This window comes from Pseudomonas sp. A-R-19, from assembly GCF_019956575.1.
GTDB lineage: Bacteria > Pseudomonadota > Gammaproteobacteria > Pseudomonadales > Pseudomonadaceae > Aquipseudomonas.
The window spans coordinates 260,074-279,603 of sequence record NZ_JAHBDR010000038.1 but is presented as its reverse complement, the minus strand read 5'-3'; the positions used below and the strand labels follow the sequence as shown (position 1 = coordinate 279,603).

Annotated in this window: 16 protein-coding genes; 9 read left to right on the top strand and 7 right to left on the bottom strand. The window is 60.6% G+C overall.

Features of this window, described 5'->3' with window-relative positions:
* Positions 1-98: 98 nt before the first annotated feature.
* The 4 genes from KGA88_RS07405 to KGA88_RS07390 all read right to left on the bottom strand — a co-directional run bounded on the left by KGA88_RS07405 (position 99) and on the right by KGA88_RS07390 (position 5,785).
* Entirely contained in the window at positions 99-1,142 is a 1,044-nt protein-coding gene (locus KGA88_RS07405; protein WP_223589918.1) for a polyamine ABC transporter substrate-binding protein, read from the bottom strand.
* A gap of 48 nt (positions 1,143-1,190) precedes the next feature.
* On the bottom strand, positions 1,191-2,315 hold the full coding sequence (locus KGA88_RS07400; RefSeq protein WP_008051639.1) for an ABC transporter ATP-binding protein: 1,125 nt from the start codon (positions 2,313-2,315) through the stop codon (positions 1,191-1,193).
* A 318-nt stretch (positions 2,316-2,633) separates the two neighbouring features.
* Positions 2,634-3,287 (bottom strand): response regulator transcription factor, encoded by a 654-nt coding sequence (locus tag KGA88_RS07395; RefSeq protein ID WP_181432025.1) that lies wholly within the window; start codon positions 3,285-3,287, stop codon positions 2,634-2,636.
* Between the two features lie 101 nt (positions 3,288-3,388).
* The gene (locus KGA88_RS07390; protein WP_223589916.1) at positions 3,389-5,785 is read right to left on the bottom strand and encodes a PAS domain S-box protein; all 2,397 of its coding nucleotides are present in this window, start codon (positions 5,783-5,785) and stop codon (positions 3,389-3,391) included.
* Between the two features lie 73 nt (positions 5,786-5,858).
* On the opposite strand from KGA88_RS07390, the gene KGA88_RS07385 reads away from it, so the two are divergent.
* Complete coding sequence (locus KGA88_RS07385; protein WP_223589913.1) at positions 5,859-6,848, top strand: alpha/beta hydrolase family protein; 990 nt, start codon at positions 5,859-5,861, stop codon at positions 6,846-6,848.
* Positions 6,849-6,972: 124 nt separating this feature from the next.
* Here KGA88_RS07385 and KGA88_RS07380 read toward each other — a convergent pair whose 3' ends face one another.
* Genes KGA88_RS07380 through KGA88_RS07370 form a run of 3 tightly spaced genes read right to left on the bottom strand, consistent with a single transcriptional unit; the run spans position 6,973 to position 9,429 of the window.
* Positions 6,973-7,740 (bottom strand): DnaJ domain-containing protein, encoded by a 768-nt coding sequence (locus tag KGA88_RS07380; protein ID WP_110659295.1) that lies wholly within the window; start codon positions 7,738-7,740, stop codon positions 6,973-6,975.
* A gap of 1 nt (position 7,741) precedes the next feature.
* On the bottom strand, positions 7,742-8,413 hold the full coding sequence (gene murU, locus KGA88_RS07375; protein WP_223589911.1) for an N-acetylmuramate alpha-1-phosphate uridylyltransferase MurU: 672 nt from the start codon (positions 8,411-8,413) through the stop codon (positions 7,742-7,744).
* Positions 8,410-9,429 (bottom strand): aminoglycoside phosphotransferase family protein, encoded by a 1,020-nt coding sequence (locus KGA88_RS07370; RefSeq protein ID WP_110659297.1) that lies wholly within the window; start codon positions 9,427-9,429, stop codon positions 8,410-8,412. The genes murU and KGA88_RS07370 overlap by 4 nt, the downstream gene beginning before the upstream one ends.
* 130 nt (positions 9,430-9,559) lie before the next feature.
* Between KGA88_RS07370 and KGA88_RS07365 the strand changes: the two genes are divergently transcribed.
* The 8 genes from KGA88_RS07365 (at position 9,560) to KGA88_RS07330 (ending at position 19,431) form a co-directional block, all read left to right on the top strand.
* The gene (locus tag KGA88_RS07365; protein WP_223589908.1) at positions 9,560-12,373 is read left to right on the top strand and encodes an LPS-assembly protein LptD; all 2,814 of its coding nucleotides are present in this window, start codon (positions 9,560-9,562) and stop codon (positions 12,371-12,373) included.
* A complete protein-coding gene (surA, locus tag KGA88_RS07360; RefSeq protein ID WP_411740835.1) occupies positions 12,354-13,670 on the top strand; it encodes a peptidylprolyl isomerase SurA in 1,317 nt (438 codons plus the stop codon). Before KGA88_RS07365 ends, surA begins: the two co-directional genes overlap by 20 nt.
* A complete protein-coding gene (pdxA, locus tag KGA88_RS07355; protein WP_223589904.1) occupies positions 13,667-14,656 on the top strand; it encodes a 4-hydroxythreonine-4-phosphate dehydrogenase PdxA in 990 nt (329 codons plus the stop codon). The genes surA and pdxA overlap by 4 nt, the downstream gene beginning before the upstream one ends.
* Positions 14,653-15,471, top strand: a complete 819-nt coding sequence (gene rsmA, locus KGA88_RS07350; RefSeq protein WP_110658292.1) for a 16S rRNA (adenine(1518)-N(6)/adenine(1519)-N(6))-dimethyltransferase RsmA — start codon at positions 14,653-14,655, stop codon at positions 15,469-15,471. The genes pdxA and rsmA overlap by 4 nt, the downstream gene beginning before the upstream one ends.
* A 115-nt stretch (positions 15,472-15,586) precedes the next feature.
* Positions 15,587-15,967, top strand: a complete 381-nt coding sequence (gene apaG, locus KGA88_RS07345) for a Co2+/Mg2+ efflux protein ApaG (RefSeq protein WP_007980214.1) — start codon at positions 15,587-15,589, stop codon at positions 15,965-15,967.
* Entirely contained in the window at positions 15,967-16,848 is an 882-nt protein-coding gene (locus tag KGA88_RS07340) for a symmetrical bis(5'-nucleosyl)-tetraphosphatase (RefSeq protein ID WP_223589902.1), read from the top strand. The genes apaG and KGA88_RS07340 overlap by 1 nt, the downstream gene beginning before the upstream one ends.
* A 33-nt stretch (positions 16,849-16,881) precedes the next feature.
* On the top strand, positions 16,882-17,211 hold the full coding sequence (glpE, locus tag KGA88_RS07335) for a thiosulfate sulfurtransferase GlpE (RefSeq protein WP_110658295.1): 330 nt from the start codon (positions 16,882-16,884) through the stop codon (positions 17,209-17,211).
* 297 nt (positions 17,212-17,508) lie between these two features.
* Complete coding sequence (locus tag KGA88_RS07330; RefSeq protein ID WP_053162938.1) at positions 17,509-19,431, top strand: PrkA family serine protein kinase; 1,923 nt, start codon at positions 17,509-17,511, stop codon at positions 19,429-19,431.
* The last annotated feature ends 99 nt before the right edge of the window (positions 19,432-19,530 follow it).

Below are 19,530 nucleotides of genomic sequence, written 5' to 3'. Positions count from 1 at the left end.
GGCGGAGTGTCAGTCAACAATGATGCTGAATGTGCTGACGTCTTCGCGAGCAAGCCCGCTCTCACAGGTGGGGCAAGCCCACCATTACAAGGTTCTGCTTATTTCGCAGCCCAGGCATTGAAGCGCTGTTCCAGTTGCTCGCCGTTGTCAGCCCAGAAGCTGACGTCGATCTGCACCTGGTTGGCGATGTTTTCCGGGGTGGTCGGCATGTCTTTCAGGACATCCTTGGCCAGCAACGGTACGGCTTGGGTGTTAGCCGGGCCGTAGGCGATGTTTTCCGAGTAGGTTTTCTGCTGCTGTGGCTGTACCGAGTAAGCGATGAATTTCTTCGCCGCTTCAGCACGCTTGGCGTCCAGGCCTTTTGGAATGGCCCATGCGTCGAAGTCGTAGATGCCGCCGTTCCACACCACTTTCAGGTTGCTTTCTTTCTGCACGGCTGCGATACGACCGTTGTACGCCGAGCTCATGACCACGTCACCGGAGGCGAGGTATTGCGGCGGTTGTGCGCCGGCTTCCCACCACTGGATGTTCGGCTTGAGTTCATCGAGCTTCTTGAACGCGCGGTCCTGACCGTCTTTCCCGGCCAGCACTTTGTAGACGTCTTTGGGCGCAACGCCGTCGGCCATCAGTGCGAATTCCAGGGTGTACTTGGCGCCTTTACGCAGGCCACGCTTGCCCGGGAACTGCTTGGTATCCCAGAAATCCGCCCAGCTGGTCGGCGCGGTTTTCAACTTGTCGGCGTTGTAGGCCAGCACGGTCGACCATACGAAGAAGCCCACGCCGCAAGGCTGGATGGCGCCCTTGACGTAGTCTTCGGTCTTGCCGAACAACGCAGGGTCCAGTTGCTCGAACATGTCTTCGTCGCAACCACGGGACAGTTCTGGCGATTCAACCTCTACCAGATCCCAGGACACGCTCTTGGTGTCGACCATGGCCTTGACCTTGGCCATTTCGCCGTTGTACTCACCGGCCACGATCTTGCCGTTGCCTGCCGCTTCCCACGGTGCGTAGAAGGCTTTGACCTGAGCCGCCTTGTTCGCCCCGCCAAAGGACACCACGGTCAGGTCCGGGCCGGCCGCCATTGCGTGTGCCGCGCCCATCATGCCCAGTGCCAAAGCGGTGAATTTCAGGGATCTCAACATTTATTGTTCTCTCCACGTGCAGGGTTGGTGTTGGTATTGCCGGGGCGATCAGTTCGCCTCTAGAAGCGGATCGAGTGCACGAACGTGCTCGACCTGCCAGCCAAGCGGTACCACGTCGCCGACCGCAAGCGAGGGATCAAGCTCGGCAATCGGTTGTTTCACGAAGAAGTCGGTCTTGCCGCAGACTTCCATGCGCACCCGGACGTGGTCGCCCAGATAGATGAATTCCTCGACCCGCCCGGAGAAGCGGTTGACGCATTGGTCGCTGGAGCCATTGAGGCTCACTCGCTCCGGACGAATGGACAGGGTCACCGGCTCGCCGGTCTGGCCGACGTTGACCGCCAGGGCTTCGACTTTTTCACCGCGTCCGAGCTCGACAATGCAACGGTCGCCGGTTTGGCTGTGCAGTCGGCCATTGAGGCGGTTGTTCTCGCCGATGAAGTTGGCGACGAAGGTGTTTTTCGGCTCTTCATAGAGAGTGCGCGGCGGCGCGATCTGCTGGATTTCGCCCTGATGGAACACCGCCACACGGTCGGACATGGTCAAGGCTTCGCCCTGATCGTGGGTCACGTAGACCACGGTGACGCCCAGGCGCTGGTGCAGGTGTTTGATTTCCATCTGCATGTGTTCACGCAGTTGTTTGTCGAGTGCGCCGAGGGGTTCGTCCATCAGCACCAATTGCGGCTCGAACACCAGCGCGCGGGCCAATGCCACACGCTGTTGCTGACCGCCGGAAAGCTGCGCCGGGTAGCGCTGGGCAAAGGCATCGAGCTGGACCATGCTCAGCACGCGCTTGACCCGCGCACTGACGTCGCTCTTGTTCATGCCGCGCACGGTCAGCGGGAACGCCAGGTTCTCGGCCACCGTCATGTGCGGGAACAATGCGTAGTTCTGGAACACCATGCCGATGTCGCGCTTGTGCGGCGGCACGTTGTTGATGGCGCGACCGGCCAACAGGATCTCGCCCGCGGTCGGCGTTTCAAAGCCGGCGAGCATCATCAGGCTGGTGGTCTTGCCGGAACCGGACGGCCCGAGCAACGTGAGGAATTCGCCTTTGCGAATGTCCAGGTTGAGGTCCTTGACGATCAGGTTCTCGCCGTCGTAGCTCTTCTGCACTCCACGAAAGCTGACCAGAACATCATTGGCCCCTGCGCTTGAATCGACCTGGCTCATACCCACACCTTTGTTATTGATGACTGCTGTGGGATTAAGCCTAGTGGACGCTGGGGACCGCGCAAATCGGGGGGCAAGAGAGATTCGCCTCAGCCGGATGGAAGGCTGGGGGTAGGGATTGCCCTACAAGGATGGCGCGTTTTGGCAAATGCACGGGCAGCGCTCAGCTACAAGCCGTAAGTAATGGCAAAAGCGGTTGTTCGGCATGTCGTAAATGGATATGGCGTCGCGTTATCCCTGTAGGAGCCGGCTTGCTGGCGATAGCGACCTCAAGAACGCCATCGCCAGCAAGCCGGCTCCTACAGGGGATCAGCGGTATCAGAGGAGTTTGTGCTCCATCGCGTACTTCACCAGTTCCGCCAGCGAGGTGATGTTGAGCTTTTGCATCAGCCGCGCCTTGTGGGTGCTGATGGTCTTGCTACTCAGCGCCAGTTGCTGGGCTATGTCGTTGACGTTGGCGCCCTGGGCCAGGCGCTCGAACACGGAAAATTCGCGCTCGGAGAGCAACGAGTGCAATGGACGCGAGTCGGTCAGGCCGACCTCGAAAACCATGCGGTCGGCCAGTTCCGGGTCGATGTAACGCCCGCCTGCCGCCACCTTGCGAATGGCCGTCAGCAGCAGCGCCGGGTCGCTGTCCTTGGTCGCATAACCCGCCGCCCCAACCTTGAGTGCCCGGGCAGCCATCTGTGCTTCGTCGTGCATCGACAACACCAGGATCGCCGGCGGATTGTTCAGGGCGCGAATCCGCGGAATGGCTTCCAGGCCGTTGACGCCCGGCATGGAGATGTCCAGCAACACCACTTCGCAGGGCACATGACGCAAGGTGTCGAGTAACTGCTCGCCATTGCTCGCCTCCCCCACCACCAGCAAGTCCTTGGCCAGGCCGATCAACTGCTTGATGCCTTCACGGACGATGGTGTGGTCTTCGGCTACCAGTACACGGATCACGTTCTTCTCCAGATTCAAGATCATTCGCGAGCAAGCCCGCTCCCACAGGGGATTTGTGAGCAACTCAACGCCAATGTGGGAGCGGGCTTGCTCGCGAAAGCGTCGGTACAGTCAACCCAGCCTGTTCAGGCAGCATCCAGCGGCACTCGCACACTCAGGCTCGTGCCCTCACCCGGCTCACTCTCCAGCGACAACTCACCACCCATGATCAACACCCGCTCACGCATTCCGACAATCCCAAAGGACGTTGGCCTGCCAGGCGCAGCGACAAATCCTACGCCATCATCGGCGACAGTCAGGCACAACTCGTCGCCTTCCAGCGCCAGTGTCAGTTCGACAGTATGCGCCTGGGCATGGCGCATGACATTGGTCAGCGCTTCCTGAAGGATTCGGAACAGGCCGATGGCCTTGGCGTCGCTGAGCACCGGCAGATTGTCCGGCACCTGCACCAGGCACGGAATCTGCGTACGCGCCTCGAAACGCCGAGCCTGCCATTCGATGGCCGAGGCGATGCCGGCATCGAGAATCGGTGGGCGCAATGCGGTCGCCACGTCGCGAACCAATTGGAACAGTTGAGCGATCAGGCGCTTCATGCTGCCAAGGCGCTCGTTAAGGCCGGGATCCAGTTGTGCGTAAGCCAGTTCGCACATGGAGGTTTCCAGTTTGAGCACGGTCAGCATCTGGCCCAGTTCATCGTGAACTTCCCGGGCGATGCGCGCTTTTTCTTCTTCGCGCACGCTTTCCAGGTGCGCGGACAACTCACGCAGTTGTGCCCGTGAGCTGGCCAGTTCAAGTTCGACGCGCTTGCTCTCGCTGATGTCCCAGACGATGCCGTCCCAGACATAGGCGCCGTCTTCCAGCTGACGGGTGATGGCCTTGATTTCCGCCCAACGCTGCTCGCCCTGACGCGTAAGGATTCGCCCCTGCCACGACCAGTCGCTGTCGGTATCCAGCGCATGATCCTGGGTCTGGTGATAGCTGGCCTTGTCATCCGGATGCACAAGGCTGCGCAGCCCTTTGTCGCGATGCGCCAGCGTGGCCGGCGAGTAGCCCACCAGGCTTTCGCTGCCTTCGCTGATGTAGGCAAAGTCGATCTGGCCGGTCACCGGCGCCCGCTCCAGCCGGAAAACCAACCCCGGAACGTTGGCGGCGATGCCTTGCAGCCGTGCCTCGCTTTCCTGCAAGGCCGCCAGGGCGCGGCGCCGCTCGGTGACGTCGTTGAGGTAAACCACCAGGTATTCGCCATCGCGAAAGCGCAGAAAGCTCAACGAGACATCGGCCGGCAGAATGCTGCCATCGGCGCGCACGCAGTTGGTTTCGAAGCTTTGCGGACCGTCCTCACTGGATCGGGCGCGCTTCCACAGATTGAGCCAGCGGTCCATGTGCAGGCCGGGTTCGAAATCGATCAGGGGCCGATCGATGATCCCGCCGGGCGGGTAGCCGAGCATGCCTTCCGCCGCACGGTTGGCGTAGCGCACGTGACTGTCCCAGTTGACCCAGAGGATGCCGACGGTGCTTTGATCGATGGAAAACTGGGTGAGCCGCAACGCCTCTTCGCTGGCGGCGCGCAAGGCAATGTCTTCCTGCGCAGCCATCAAGCGCTGCTCCAGGTTGTGCTGCTGGCGACGCTGCCAGAACACGATGGCCATGCAACTCAACGCCAGCACGACCAGCAACAGGCAGAGGTTCTGCCAGAACCCCGGGGACTCGGTGAGCCGCGGATACTTGGGTTGCAGCCATTGATTGTGCAGTTGCTCCAGATCCTTGGCCGGGATCGCCCGCAAAGCACTTTCGACGATGCCCGCCAGTTCCGGTTTGTCACGCCGCGTGGCCACCCGCAACAGCTGCGGCAAGCCGACATCCCCCACCACTACCAATCCGGCGAACTCCGGTTCGACGGACAGGCGCCCCAATTGCGCCTCATCGACCACCGCATAAGCCGCCTGCTGGCCAGCCAACAATTGCAATGCCTGGCGTTCCATCGGGACGCCTTGCAAATTCAGGTGCGGATAGTTGCTGTGCAGGTAATCGGCGATGGCGCTGGGCATGCGCACGGCGACGCGGGTCTGGCTGTCGAGCTTTTCCAGTTCGACCGCCCCGGCGCTTTTCTGGTCGCTGACCACCAGTTGCGGTACTCGCATGTAGGGGTCGGTAAATTGCCAGAGGCGCAACCCGCCAGGGGTTTGGGTCAGCCCGGGGGCAATGTCGATTTCGCCCTCGCGTGCAGCCGCCTCAAGTTGTTCAAGGTCGGGAAAGTTACGCCAGCTCAGTTCGACGTTGAGAGTCTTTGCCAGCCACTTCATCAAGTCGACATTCACCCCGGACAGACGCTGCAAGCGGCGATCGTATTGCGCATAGGGCGCCTGCAACACCAGGCCGACGCGCAACTCGCTCTGTTGCGCCAGCCAGTGCTGTTGCTTCGGGGTCAACTGGGCAACGTGCGCCGGGGGCACGGCCGCCGCCCAGCCCATCAAGGGAAACCACAAACAGCCGATAACCCACAGGCAGCGAAAACGCATCATTGAACTCTCACACACTGACAAACACTGACCAACCCATTAGGCTGCCGGAACCACTTCTGGCCTGGAATATCCGATGCCCCCTGTCTACCGCCTGGCACTGCCAGCATTGTGCCTGTCGTTGATCCTGCCTTGCGCTTTTTCCGTCGAGGCGGCCGACCTGGCGCCTGCCGCAGCGGACAAAACCACCGAAGAAAAACCGCTCGAACGTCAACCGCTGCCTGAGCGTAGCCAGGAAGAAGCGACTGCACTTGAGCGAAAAATCCCGGCTCAGGAACAGCAGCAACTGCAAGCGGGCACCGACACGTTTCTGGCCTTGTGGAAACCCGCCAATAGCGCCGAACCCAAAGGCGCGGTGATTATCATCCCGGGCGCCGGCGAAAGCGTTGACTGGCCGCAAGCAGTCGGTCCTTTGCGGCGTAAATTGCCGGACGCCGAGTGGAGCAGCCTGAGTATCACCTTGCCCGACCTGCAAAGCGATGCCATTGCACCACGAGTCGTGGAGGCCGCGCCGGCGCCCAAGGCCCCCGAGACCGCGAGCAAAGACTCGACCACCGCGGCCCCCATCGAACAGGTGGCCGGTGGCGAGGCCGATGTGGCCGACAAGGCCATCGTCGAAAGCACCGAAGAACAGTCCAAGGCAGATGCCGAGCGCATTTTTTCCCGGATCGACGCCGCGATCGCGTTCGCTGAACAGCAAAGCGCACGCAGCATCGTGGTGCTGGGGCATGGCACGGGCGCTTACTGGGCGGCGCGCTACCTGAGCGAGAAACAGCCGTCGCAAGTCGAAAAGCTGATGATGGTTGCCGCGCAGACACCGGTGACGGCGAAACCGGAACTGGCGGAGCTGACCCCGACTTTGAAGCTGCCGACCGCCGATATCTTCTATAACGACAAAGTGCTGGATCGCAACGCGGCGCTGGCCCGTCTGCAGGCCAGCAAGCGCTTGAAGTCATCGGCATTCAGCCAGGTTTCGCTCAAGGCGTTGCCGGACAACAAGGCAGAGCAGGAACAATTGTTCCGCCGGGTGCGGGGCTGGTTGAATCCGCAGAACACGGCGGACTGATAGACCGAGTCGCCTCATTCGCGAGCAAGCCCGCTCCCACACTGAAACTTCTAACGCCCAAGATCCAGTGTGGGAGCGGGCTTGCTCGCGAAGGGGCCATCACATCCAACGCATACATTCCTGACTAGCGAAAATCCCGCCGCTCCCGAATCAGCGTATAGGCGCTATGCAGCTCACGCGTTCGCTCTGTCGCCTCACGAACCTGCAAAGCCGTCGCCCCACTGCCGGCAATCTTGTCCGGGTGATGGCGACTGAGCAGGCGCCGGTAAGCACGCTTGATCTGCGCCGGTTCAGTGGTGGCCGACACCCCCAGAAGCCTCAAGGCGTCCTGATAACTTGGCACACTGTTGCCCACGGGCCGCTTCTGCGGTTCATAGTCATGAGCAAGCGCCTGTACCTGATAGGTCGTCCAGCCCAGCCACTGGCCCCATTGGCCGATCAGCTCGCGCTCACTGCTGCCGGCCCGACCATCGGCCCATACCATCCGCCAACAGGCGCGCAACACGCCTTCTGCCGCATGGGGTTGGGCACTCAGGCGACGCAGATAACCGCGCAACCGGTCGCGGCCCGACTTGCCGCGATTGAACGCGGCAATCGCACGACGCTGGGCCGGCCCGGACATGTCCAGCGCGCGCATTTCCGCCCGGGCCTGATCGATGTGCCCGGCCATCACTTGGCCGTCGCACTTGGCCAGGCGCCCCAACAAGACAAACAGTAATTCATCGTTACGCAATACCGGGCGACCGCCCAGCTTTTCCCGCAACTGCCCCCAGCTCTGCAGGTGCAAGCGCCGATCCAGCGCCTGCCCCAACAACGCGCCAAGAATGGCCCCCGGAATGCTGGCTATGGCAAAACCCGCTCCGGCTCCGATCAGAGTCCCTGGCCACAGCATGTCAGCGGCTCGCTTCTATTAATGCTTCAACTTCGGCCAGACGCTCGTGGGTGCCGACATCCACCCAGTGCCCCCTCAACTTCTCGCCGGTCACTTGACCGTCGGCCATGGCCTTGCGCAACAGCGGTGCGAGCTTGAAGGCCCCCGCCGTGCAACCGTCGAACAGTTGCGGATGCAACACGGCGATACCGCTGTAGGTCAGGGTGGCGGCCTGCGGCTGACCGTCGTGCACCTGGTTTCCGACCAGGCTGAAGTCCCCCGCCGGATGATGCGGCGGGTTGCCGGCCAGGACCAGATGCGCCAAGCCATTGATGGGCTGATGCAGCACGCTGAAGTCGTAATCGGTCCAGATGTCGCCATTGACCACGACAAACGCTTCATCCCCCAACAACGGCAGCGCGCGGAAAATCCCGCCGCCGGTTTCCAGGGGCTCACCTTCCGCCGAGTACTGAATGCTCACGCCATAGCGCGAACCATCGCCCAGGTAGTCTTCGATCTGTTGGCCCAGCCAGGCATGATTGATCACGATGTCGGTGAACCCGGCGGCGGCCAGCGCTCGCAGGTGATATTCGATCAGCGGTACGCCACCGGCACGCACCAACGGTTTTGGCGTGGTCAGGGTCAGCGGGCGCATGCGCTCGCCTTTGCCCGCGGCCAGAATCATTGCCTTCATGCTTTCACTCCGGCACGCAGACTGGCCAGCAGTACATCCAGCTCGGCCAGTTCAGGGCGGCGAGCAATTACCGCCTCTATATAGGCAAAGAAACGCGGCACATCGCCCAGATAACGCGGTTTGCCGTCGCGATGGCAGATGCGCGCGAAAATACCGATGACCTTCAGGTGACGTTGCACGCCCATCAAGTCGCTGGCACGCAGGAAGTCCTCGAACTCGGGTTGAACCGCAATTCCGAGGGCGCCCGCTTGTTGCCAGTAGCTTTCGAGCCAGGCGTGCACTCGCTCCTCGGGCCAGCTGAGGAAGGCGTCCTTGAACAGGCAGGTCACGTCGTAGGTCACCGGGCCATACACCGCATCCTGGAAATCCAGCACACCTGGGTTGGGCTCGCTGAGCATCAGGTTGCGCGGCATGTAGTCCCGATGCACCAGGACTTTTGGCTGTGCCAGGGCGCTGTCGATCAACAGATCGCTGACCTGCTGCCAGAGCACTTGCTGCGCCGCGTCGAACTCGATGCCCAATTCGCGCTTCACGTACCACTCGGGGAACAGCTCCAGTTCACGACGCAGCAACGCCACGTCATAGCTCGGCAGTGGCGCAACCATCGGCAACTGCTGGAAAGCCAGCAACGCTTGCAGGGCATCCTTGAACAAATCGTCGGCGTTTTCGCTGTCGATGACGTCCAGATAGGTCTTGTTGCCCAGGTCATTGAGCAAAAGAAAACCGCGCTCGAGGTCTTCGGCGTAAATTTTCGGCACATTTATTCCGGATTTCGCCAGCAAAAAGGCGATATCCACGAAGGGTTTGCAGTTTTCCTGGGGCGGCGGCGCGTCCATCACGATGAAACTTTTGCCACCGCCTTCCCAACGGAAATACCGCCGGAAACTCGCGTCGCTACTGGCCGCAGTCAATGTGGCCGGGGGGACGGCGCCCCAGCCCTGCTCGGCAAAAAGGGTCGCCAATTGTTCATCGAGCCAAACTTTCAGGTGTTGCAAGCGTACATCTTGATCAGGCATTGCAAGGGTCTCCGACGGCGCTAGCCGTCAAGCGGGTCATGCTTTATTATCCAGCATCTTTTTCAGACCATCGAGAGGCGTGCGGCCCACACCGCGGGCAGATGGCACGCAGGAAGCCCGGACTAATAAGATGGCATTGAAATCCCCCGCGTTTCGTAAAAAATTTCCGTTGTTGGTTACCGGCAGTTTGCTGGCCCTGCAACCCCTCGCCACTTCCTATGTGGTCGCCGCGGAACAGTTTGACTGCTCAGTCTCTGCTTCGGGTTCCTGGGACTGTGCGCCAAAGGCGCCGGCGGCTGCATTGCCACCGCGTCCCGTGCATGACGGCAGCGCAGTTTCCGCCACCGGCGAAGCCCGGGCCGAGAATGGTTCCAGTGAAGACACTGGCGCCAAGCCGGTACTGGTCACCGAATCCAAAGGCCGTGGCCTGAAGTCGCGTAGCGCAGACTACAGTCACCTCGACTGGGTTCCCCGCGAGCAGCTCACCGCCGCACAATTGGCCGAAACCGGTCCTTATTGCTCTGGTTCCTATATCGAACCGATTCGTCCTGGCATGAATGACAAGACGAATAAAAGTGACGCACCTACCTTTATCGGCGCAAAAGCCTCCCGCTATAAGCAGGATGAGCAGGTCGCGACCCTGGCCGGTGACGTTGTCATGCGTCAGGGCAGCATGCAGGTCGAAGCCGACGAAGCCAACCTTTACCAGGCCGAGAGCCGTGGCGAACTGAGCGGCAACGTGCGCATTCGCGACAATGGCGCGTTGATCGTCGGCGACCACGCCGACGTGCAGCTCGACACCGGTGAAGCCAAGGTCGACAACGCCGAATACGTGATGCACAAATCACGCATCCGCGGTAATGCGCTGTACGCCAAACGTGCCGAGAACGCGATCATCCGCCTCAAGGATGGTACGTACACCACGTGCGAACCGAACAGCAACGCCTGGCAACTCAAGGGCAACAACGTCACGCTGAACCCGGCCACCGGTTTCGGTACGGCGACCAACGTGACACTGCGGGTCAAGGACATTCCGGTCCTGTACACGCCGTACATCTATTTCCCGATCGATGACCGTCGCCAGTCCGGCTTCCTGCCGCCGACCATTGGCACCGGCAGCGATACCGGCTTCATGCTGGTCACCCCGTACTACTTCAACCTGGCGCCGAACTACGATGCCACGTTGTACCCGCGCTACATGGAAAAGCACGGCTTGTTGATGGAAGGCGAATTCCGCTACCTGACCAAGTCCAGCGAAGGCCAGTTCGGTGCGGCGTACCTCAACGACGAAAGCAACGATCGCGACAAGCAGAGCGACGCCGAAAAAACCCGCTACATGTACAACTGGCAGCACAAGGGTGGTCTCGACTCGCGAGTGCTCACGCAAGTCGACTACACCAAGATCAGCGATCCGTATTACTTCCAGGATCTGCAGACCGACCAGATTGGCATAAAAAACAACGACTACGTGAACCAGCAGGGTTCCGTGACCTATCGCGGCGAGAGCTATACCGCTCGCGCGAATGCCCAGGCGTACGAATTGGCGAGCGTATCGAACATTACGCCGTACGACCGCCTGCCGCAGCTCACCCTCGACGGCATGCTGCCTTACCATCCGGAAGGCCTGGATTTCACTTACAACACCGAACTTGTGCGGTTTGATCGCGATCTGCAGAGCGGGACATACTTTGACGAGGACGGCGTCGGCAGTCCTCGCCTCGATAACAACGTTCAAGGCCTGGCTCGCGCCAACGGCGACCGCCTGAATCTCGCGCCCGCCATCAGCCTGCCGATGAACACGACGTACGGTTTCCTGACGCCGAAGCTCAAGTACCAGTACACCCAGTACCAACTGGACCTGGACGGCCTCGGCAAAAGCCAGATCGCGGCTCAGAATCAAGCCGCAGCTGCAAACGGGACTCAAAACCTCAACGGCCAGTTCGACAGCAACCAGAACCGCGGCGTACCGATCGCCAGCATCGACAGCGGCCTGTACTTCGATCGCAATACCCAGTATTTCGGCAAGAACTACCGCCAGACTCTCGAGCCGCGCCTGTTCTACCTGTACGTGCCCGAGGTCGACCAGGAAGACATCCCGGTATTCGATACCAGCGAATACACCTTCAACTATGCGTCGCTGTTCCGTGACAACCGCTTCTCCGGTTCCGACCGTGTCGGCGACGAGAATAAACTGTCCCTGGGCGTGACCAGCCGCTGGATCGAAGACGACGGTTTCGAGCGTCAACGCATCAGTGTCGGCCAGGCCTTGTACTTCAAGGACCGCGAAGTTCAGTTGCCGGGTATCGATGCAAAGACCCGCAAGGATACGCAAGCCAGCGTTTCACCTTACGCCCTGGAATACGAGTATCGTTGGAACCGCGACTGGCGTACCACGGCCGACTACAACTGGGACCCGGACAGCCGCAGCCCTCGCTCGGGCAGCGCGATGTTCCACTACCAGCCTGAAGACAACCCGAACAAGGTGGTCAACGTCGGCTATCGCTATCGCAACGACCAGATCCGTTATGACCAGAACACCGGTCAATGGACTGTGGGCGGCGGTGACTACGGCACCCCTGGCCAGCCTGGCTACGTGAAGGATTACTACAAGATCGAACAGCACGACTTCTCGGTGATCTGGCCGATCGTGCCGCAATGGAGCGCTATCAGCCGCTGGCAGTATGACTACAACCGCAACCGTACCCTGGAAGCCTTCGGTGGTTTCGAGTACGACAACTGCTGCTGGAAGCTGCGCCTGATCAACCGCTACTTCGTTGATTACGACGAGTTCAGCCAGGAAGCACCGCAAAACGAAAAAGGCGACCATGGCGTCTTCCTCCAAATTGTTCTGAAGGGACTCGGCGGCGTGACTGGCGCCAAGGTAGAGAGCTTCCTCGACAAAGGCATTCAAGGTTATCGTGAACGTGAAGACCAAGCTTTCTGATTGTCTGCGCCCGCTGATGCTGGGCGCGCTGTTCCTGACTACGGCGGCCAGTGCTGCCGTACAGTCCATCGATAAAGTGGTGGCCATCGTCGACAACGACGTGGTCATGCAGAGCCAACTGGACCACCGTGTCCGTGAAGTTCAGCAAACCATTGCCAAGCGTGGTTCTGCCGTGCCGCCGTCCAGCGTGCTGGAGCAGCAGGTACTTGAACGCCTGATCGTCGAAAACCTGCAATTGCAGATCGGCGAGCGCTCCGGCATCCGCATTACCGATGAAGAGCTGAACCAGGCTGTCGGCACCATTGCCCAACGCAACAACATGTCGGTCGAGCAGTTCCGCGCCGCCCTGACTCGCGACGGCCTGTCCTACGACGACGCACGTGAGCAGATTCGCCGCGAAATGGTCATCAGCCGCGTGCGCCAGCGTCGGGTCGCCGAACGCATTCAGGTCTCCGAGCAGGAAGTGAAGAACTTCCTGGCATCGGACCTTGGCAAGATGCAGCTGTCCGAAGAGTTTCACCTTGCCAACATCCTGATTCCAACGCCGGAAAGCGCCAATTCCGAAGCGATTCAGAATGCAGCCAAACAGGCCGATGCGATTTACCAGCAGCTCAAGCAAGGCGCTGACTTCGGTCAGTTGGCAATCGCCAAGTCCGCCAGCGAAACCGCACTGGAAGGTGGCGACATGGGCTGGCGTAAAGCCGCTCAACTGCCTCCGCCGTTCGATCGCCTGCTGAGCACCATGCCGGTGGGTGACGTCACCCAGCCAATGCGTACCCCGGGCGGCTTCATCATCCTGAAGATCCTCGACAAGCGTGGCGGCGAGACCCAGATGCGCGATGAAGTGCATGTGCGTCACATCCTGGTCAAACCGAGCCCGATCCGCGACGAAGCGAAAACCAAGGCCCTGGCCGAATCGCTCTACAGCCGTATCGCGGCTGGCGAAGACTTCGGCGAGCTGGCGAAAAGCTATTCGGAAGACCCGGGTTCGGCCCTCAACGGCGGCGACCTGAACTGGATCGACCCGAACGCGCTGGTGCCCGAGTTCCGCGAAGTGATGGCCAAGACCCCGCAAGGTCAGCTGTCCAAGCCGTTCCAGACCCAATACGGCTGGCACGTTCTGGAAGTCCTTGGCCGTCGCGCCACCGACAGCACCTCCCAGGCTCGCGAGCAGCAAGCCATGACCGTATTGCGTAACCGTAAATACGACGAAGAGCTGCAAACCTGGCTGCGTCAGATCCGTGACGAAGCGTACGTGGAAATCAAACTCCCTGGCGCCGACCAGGCAGCGCAGTGAAACCCCAACGTTTCGCGCTGACACCCGGTGAACCAGCCGGCATAGGTCCCGACCTGTGCCTGCTGCTCGCCTCGCAAGCCCAGCCCCACCCCCTGATTGCCATTACCAGCCGCGACCTGCTCATCGAGCGGGCCGCGCAACTGGGCGTGGCTGTCGACTTGCTGCCGGTCTCCCCGGACAACTGGCCGGATGCACCCGCGCCCGCCAACAGCCTGTATGTCTGGGATACACCGCTCAATGCCAAGGTCGTCTCCGGGCAACTGGACAAGGCCAACGCTGCCTTTGTCCTCGAAACCCTGACCCGCGCCGGCCAAGGCTGCCTGGACGGGGATTTCGCCGGCATGATCACCGCCCCCGTGCACAAAGGCGTGATCAACGAATCCGGCATCGCCTTTTCCGGGCACACCGAATTCCTCGCTGACCTGACCCACACCGCGCAAGTGGTGATGATGCTAGCCACTCGCGGCTTGCGCGTGGCCCTGGTGACCACTCACCTGCCCCTGCGCGAGATTGCCGATGCGATCACGCCAGAGCGCCTGGAGCGCGTCACGCGGATCCTGCACGCCGACCTGCAAAACAAATTCGGCATCGCCCAGCCACGCATCCTGGTGTGCGGGCTCAACCCGCATGCCGGCGAAGGCGGACACCTGGGCCATGAAGAAATCGATATCATCGAACCCACATTAGAGCGCTTGCGCGGCGAGGGCATGGACCTACGTGGCCCCCTGCCCGCCGACACTCTGTTTACCCCCAAATATCTGGAGCACTGCGATGCGGTGCTGGCGATGTACCACGACCAGGGCCTGCCGGTGCTGAAGTACAAAGGCTTCGGCGCGGCAGTCAACGTGACTCTCGGCTTGCCGATCATCCGCACCTCGGTCGACCACGGCACAGCCCTGGACCTGGCCGGCAGCGGCAAGATCGACACCGGCAGCCTGCAAGTCGCCCTGGAAACCGCCTACCAGATGGCCGAGACCCGTTTATGACCGAGCAATACCAACACAAGGCGCGCAAGCGCTTTGGCCAGAACTTCCTGCACGATGCCGGCGTTATCGACCGCATCCTGCGCTCCATCCATGCCAAGAGCGACGACCGCCTGCTGGAAATCGGCCCGGGCCAGGGCGCACTGACCCAAGGCCTGCTCAGCAGCGGCGCGCAACTCGACGTGGTGGAGCTGGACAAGGACCTGATCCCGATCCTCAACCAGCAGTTTGCCGGCAAGAGCAACTTCAACCTGCATCAGGGCGATGCGCTGAAGTTCGACTTCAACAGCCTGAACGCCGCGCCAGGCAGCCTGCGAGTGGTCGGCAACCTGCCGTACAACATCTCCACGCCGCTGATTTTTCACCTTTTGCATAACTCGCACCTGATTCGCGACATGCACTTCATGCTGCAAAAGGAAGTGGTCGAGCGTCTGGCTGCCGGCCCGGGCGGTGGTGACTGGGGCCGCCTGTCGATCATGGTTCAGTACCATTGCCGGGTCGAGCACCTGTTCAACGTTGGCCCGGGCGCGTTCAACCCGCCACCGAAAGTCGACTCGGCCATCGTGCGCCTGGTGCCCCACGCGGTACTGCCGCACCCGGCCAAGGATCACCGCTTGCTGGAGCGCGTCGTGCGCGAAGCGTTCAACCAGCGCCGCAAAACCCTGCGCAACACCCTCAAGCTGCTGCTGAGCAATGCCGAAATCGAAGCCGCTGGCGTCGATGGCAGCCTGCGTCCCGAGCAGCTCGACCTGGCCGCCTTCGTGCGCCTGGCCGACAAGCTCAGCGAGCAAGCGCCACAAAAGCCTGCCACTGACTGACAAGCGATGAGCGCTATCGGGTAGGACGCCACTCTGGTCTACTACCCGATACTTGGCCTAGACTGAACTCCATCAGCTACGCCCCGCGTCCCGCTTCGTTTTTAAGGCCCCTTGCATGTCCGATCCTCGCTATCAGGTCGACGTCAGCGTCGTCACCCGCTATCTGGCAGAACAATCGCAACCCGAGCACGACCGCTTTGCCTTCGCCTACACCATCACCGTGCAAAACAATGGCGAAATGCCCGCCAAACTGCTTTCACGGCATTGGGTCATCACCGATGGTGACGGGCATGTCGAAGAAGTGCGCGGCGCAGGCGTAGTCGGCCAGCAACCATTGATCGACCCCGGCAAGAGCCATACCTATAGCAGCGGCACGGTCATGACCACCAAGGTCGGCACCATGCAAGGCACCTATCAGATGCTTTCCGACGACGGCAAACATTTCGATGCCATCATTGCGCCCTTCCGCCTGGCGGTGCCCGGAGCCCTGCACTGATGGCTACGTACGCTGTCGGCGACCTGCAAGGCTGCCTTCAAGCCCTGCAATGCCTGCTCAAGCAAGTGGCGTTCGACCCTCAACGGGATCGCCTGTGGTTGGTGGGCGATCTGGTCAACCGCGGCCCGCAGTCGCTGGAAACCCTGCGCTTCCTCTATAGCATCCGCGAATCGCTGGTTTGCGTGCTCGGCAACCACGACCTGCACCTGCTGGCGGCCGGACGCAACATCGAACGCCTGAAGAAGGCCGACACCCTGCGCGAGATCATTGACGCGCCCGATAGCGCCGAACTGCTCGAATGGCTGCGCCAGCAAAAGCTCATGCACTACGACGAACAGCGCAACGTTGCACTGGTCCATGCCGGCATTCCACCGCAGTGGTCGCTGCGCAAAGCCTTGAAATGTGCCGCCGAAGTCGAGACTGCCTTGCGTGACGACAACCTGTTGCCGCCCTACCTCGATGGCATGTACGGCAACGACCCGGCGAAATGGGACAACGACCTCAAAGGCGTGACGCGCCTGCGGGTGATCACCAACTATTTCACGCGCATGCGCTTTTGCACCGCCGAAGGCAAACTCGATCTCAAGAGCAAGGAAGGCCTCGATACCGCGCCACCTGGGTACAAGCCCTGGTTCCAGCACAAGGATCGCAAGACCAAGGATGTGAAAATCATCTTCGGCCACTGGGCCGCGCTTGAAGGTAACGTCCATGAGCCGGGCATCTCGGCCCTCGACACCGGCTGCGTCTGGGGCGGCGCCCTGACCCTGATGAACGTCGACAGCCTTGAGCGCCTGTCCTGCAAATGCGACGAACACGGCCATGCCGTGCCGCCAGTCGCCTTATCCATTTCCCAAACATCGCCAGCCAGCGCGCCGCGCTAGACTGCCCATTCAGCCGAGCCACAGGAGCCCGCCATGAGCGAATTCAAACGTATCCCCCCGGAACAGGCCCAGACCCTGCGCGAACAAGGCGCAGTGGTGGTCGACGTCCGCGACCCGGCCACTTTTGCCGCCCTGCACATCGCAGGCTCCAAGCATCTGGACAATCATTCCCTGCACGCTTTCATCCAGGGTGCCGACCTCGATGCACCGACCGTAGTGGTCTGTTATCACGGCAATTCCAGCCAGGGTGCGGCCGCCTACCTGATCAGCCAGGGCTTCTCCGACGTCTACAGCATGGATGGCGGATTCGAGTTGTGGCGTACGACCTATCCTGCGGAAACGGCGCAAGGCACTTCCGAATAATTTTTTTGTAACGTTGCAGGCCCCGGCTCCCGCGGGCTAGCACGGTGGCAGACGAACGGTCTGCCACAACTAATTACGTATCTCGCCTTTACCTCCCGAATTCCCAACTATCCTTAAGCCCAGGCCATCCAAAACAGGGGAGAGCCGGTACACCGGCGCACGGGTCATCGGGAGTAGCTTTCGGAGTCGTCAGCTCCGGGAGAGTTCTGGGGGGTAAACAGCAATCGCCTGTACGGTTGCTGCCAGCATCGACTGAGTGATCCGGCGTCGGCTCCACGTATCGAGCGAGGTGACGTCATGAGTATCTTTAGCCACTTCCAACAACGCTTCGAGTCCACACGCCAGGAAGAACTCTCTCTGCAGGAGTATCTTGAGCTGTGCAAAAAGGACCGCAGCGCCTACGTATCCGCCGCCGAGCGTCTGCTGCTGGCCATCGGTGAACCGGAACTGCTCGACACCTCGACCAACTCGAGACTGTCGCGCATCTTCTCCAACAAAGTCATCCGCCGCTATCCGGCCTTTGAAGACTTCCACGGGATGGAAGAATGCATCGACCAGATCGTGTCGTATTTCCGCCACGCTGCTCAAGGCCTGGAAGAGAAGAAACAGATCCTTTACCTGCTCGGCCCTGTCGGTGGCGGTAAATCGTCCCTGGCCGAGAAGCTGAAACAATTGATTGAAAAAGTGCCCTTCTATGCGATCAAGGGCTCGCCAGTGTTCGAGTCGCCCCTGGGTCTGTTCAACTCCACTGAAGATGGAGCGATCCTCGAGGAAGACTTCGGCATTCCACGGCGTTACCTCAACACCATCATGTCGCCATGGGCGACCAAGCGCCTGGCCGAATTCGGTGGCGACATCAGCCAGTTCCGCGTGGTGAAACTCTACCCGTCGATCCTCAATCAGATCGCCGTGGCCAAGACTGAACCTGGTGACGAAAACAACCAGGACATCTCGGCGCTGGTGGGCAAGGTCGATATCCGCAAACTGGAGGAGTTCCCGCAGAACGACGCCGACGCCTACAGCTACTCGGGCGCCCTGTGCCGGGCCAACCAGGGCCTGATGGAGTTCGTGGAGATGTTCAAGGCACCGATCAAGGTGCTGCACCCACTGCTGACCGCCACCCAGGAAGGTAACTACAACAGTACCGAAGGCCTCGGCGCGATTCCGTTCACCGGGATCCTGCTGGCCCACTCCAACGAATCGGAGTGGCACACCTTCCGCAACAACAAGAACAACGAAGCCTTCATCGACCGGATCTATATCGTCAAGGTGCCGTACTGCCTGCGGGTCAGTGACGAAGTGAAGATCTACGACAAGCTGCTGTTCAACAGTTCGCTGGCCAAGGCGCACTGCGCGCCGGACACCCTGAAGATGCTGGCCCAGTTCACCGTGCTCTCGCGCCTCAAGGAGCCGGAAAACTCCAACATCTATTCGAAGATGCGCGTGTACGACGGTGAGAACCTCAAGGATACCGATCCGAAAGCCAAGTCGATCCAGGAATACCGCGACAACGCCGGTGTCGACGAAGGCATGAACGGTCTCTCCACCCGCTTCGCGTTCAAGATCCTGTCGAAGGTGTTCAACTTCGACCCGCACGAAATCGCCGCCAACCCGGTGCATCTGCTCTATGTGCTGGAGCAACAGATCGAACAGGAACAGTTCCAGGCCGAGACCCGCGAACGCTATCTGCGCTTCCTCAAGGAGTACCTGGCACCGCGCTACATCGAATTCATCGGCAAGGAGATCCAGACCGCCTACCTCGAGTCCTATAGCGAGTACGGCCAGAACATCTTCGATCGTTATGTGCTGTACGCCGACTTCTGGATCCAGGACCAGGAATACCGCGATCCGGAAACCGGCGAAATCCTCAACCGCGTAGCCCTGAACGAAGAACTGGAGAAAATCGAGAAACCGGCCGGCATCAGCAATCCGAAGGATTTCCGCAACGAAATCGTCAACTTCGTCCTGCGTGCCCGGGCCAACAACAACGGCAAGAACCCTACCTGGCTCAGCTACGAAAAACTGCGGGTGGTCATCGAGAAGAAAATGTTCTCCAACACCGAGGACCTGCTGCCAGTCATCAGCTTCAATGCCAAGGCCAGCAAAGAGGACCAGCAGAAACACAACGACTTCGTCACACGGATGGTCGAGCGGGGCTACACCGACAAACAGGTACGACTGCTGTCCGAGTGGTACTTGCGGGTCAGAAAATCACAATAACCCGCTGCCGGTCAGACCGGTTGTCGTCAGCCAGAGACCTGTGTGCGCTTTTTCTGTTACACAGGCCTCTGGAAGGTGTTCGAAAGTCGGTAGCGAGTT

What these genes read in the sequence shown, in the direction of transcription:
- rsmA (WP_110658292.1), top strand. Translation starts at nt 14,653, where the DNA reads ATGACCGAGCAATACCAACACAAGGCGCGCAAGCGCTTTGGCCAGAAC.
- KGA88_RS07380 (WP_110659295.1), bottom strand. Translation starts at nt 7,740, where the DNA reads ATGCTGTGGCCAGGGACTCTGATCGGAGCCGGAGCGGGTTTTGCCATA.
- KGA88_RS07390 (WP_223589916.1), bottom strand. Translation starts at nt 5,785, where the DNA reads ATGATGCGTTTTCGCTGCCTGTGGGTTATCGGCTGTTTGTGGTTTCCC.
- KGA88_RS07385 (WP_223589913.1), top strand. Translation starts at nt 5,859, where the DNA reads ATGCCCCCTGTCTACCGCCTGGCACTGCCAGCATTGTGCCTGTCGTTG.
- glpE (WP_110658295.1), top strand. Translation starts at nt 16,882, where the DNA reads ATGAGCGAATTCAAACGTATCCCCCCGGAACAGGCCCAGACCCTGCGC.
- KGA88_RS07395 (WP_181432025.1), bottom strand. Translation starts at nt 3,287, where the DNA reads ATGATCTTGAATCTGGAGAAGAACGTGATCCGTGTACTGGTAGCCGAA.
- KGA88_RS07365 (WP_223589908.1), top strand. Translation starts at nt 9,560, where the DNA reads ATGGCATTGAAATCCCCCGCGTTTCGTAAAAAATTTCCGTTGTTGGTT.
- KGA88_RS07340 (WP_223589902.1), top strand. Translation starts at nt 15,967, where the DNA reads ATGGCTACGTACGCTGTCGGCGACCTGCAAGGCTGCCTTCAAGCCCTG.
- KGA88_RS07400 (WP_008051639.1), bottom strand. Translation starts at nt 2,315, where the DNA reads ATGAGCCAGGTCGATTCAAGCGCAGGGGCCAATGATGTTCTGGTCAGC.
- murU (WP_223589911.1), bottom strand. Translation starts at nt 8,413, where the DNA reads ATGAAGGCAATGATTCTGGCCGCGGGCAAAGGCGAGCGCATGCGCCCG.
- KGA88_RS07330 (WP_053162938.1), top strand. Translation starts at nt 17,509, where the DNA reads ATGAGTATCTTTAGCCACTTCCAACAACGCTTCGAGTCCACACGCCAG.
- KGA88_RS07370 (WP_110659297.1), bottom strand. Translation starts at nt 9,429, where the DNA reads ATGCCTGATCAAGATGTACGCTTGCAACACCTGAAAGTTTGGCTCGAT.
- apaG (WP_007980214.1), top strand. Translation starts at nt 15,587, where the DNA reads ATGTCCGATCCTCGCTATCAGGTCGACGTCAGCGTCGTCACCCGCTAT.
- KGA88_RS07405 (WP_223589918.1), bottom strand. Translation starts at nt 1,142, where the DNA reads ATGTTGAGATCCCTGAAATTCACCGCTTTGGCACTGGGCATGATGGGC.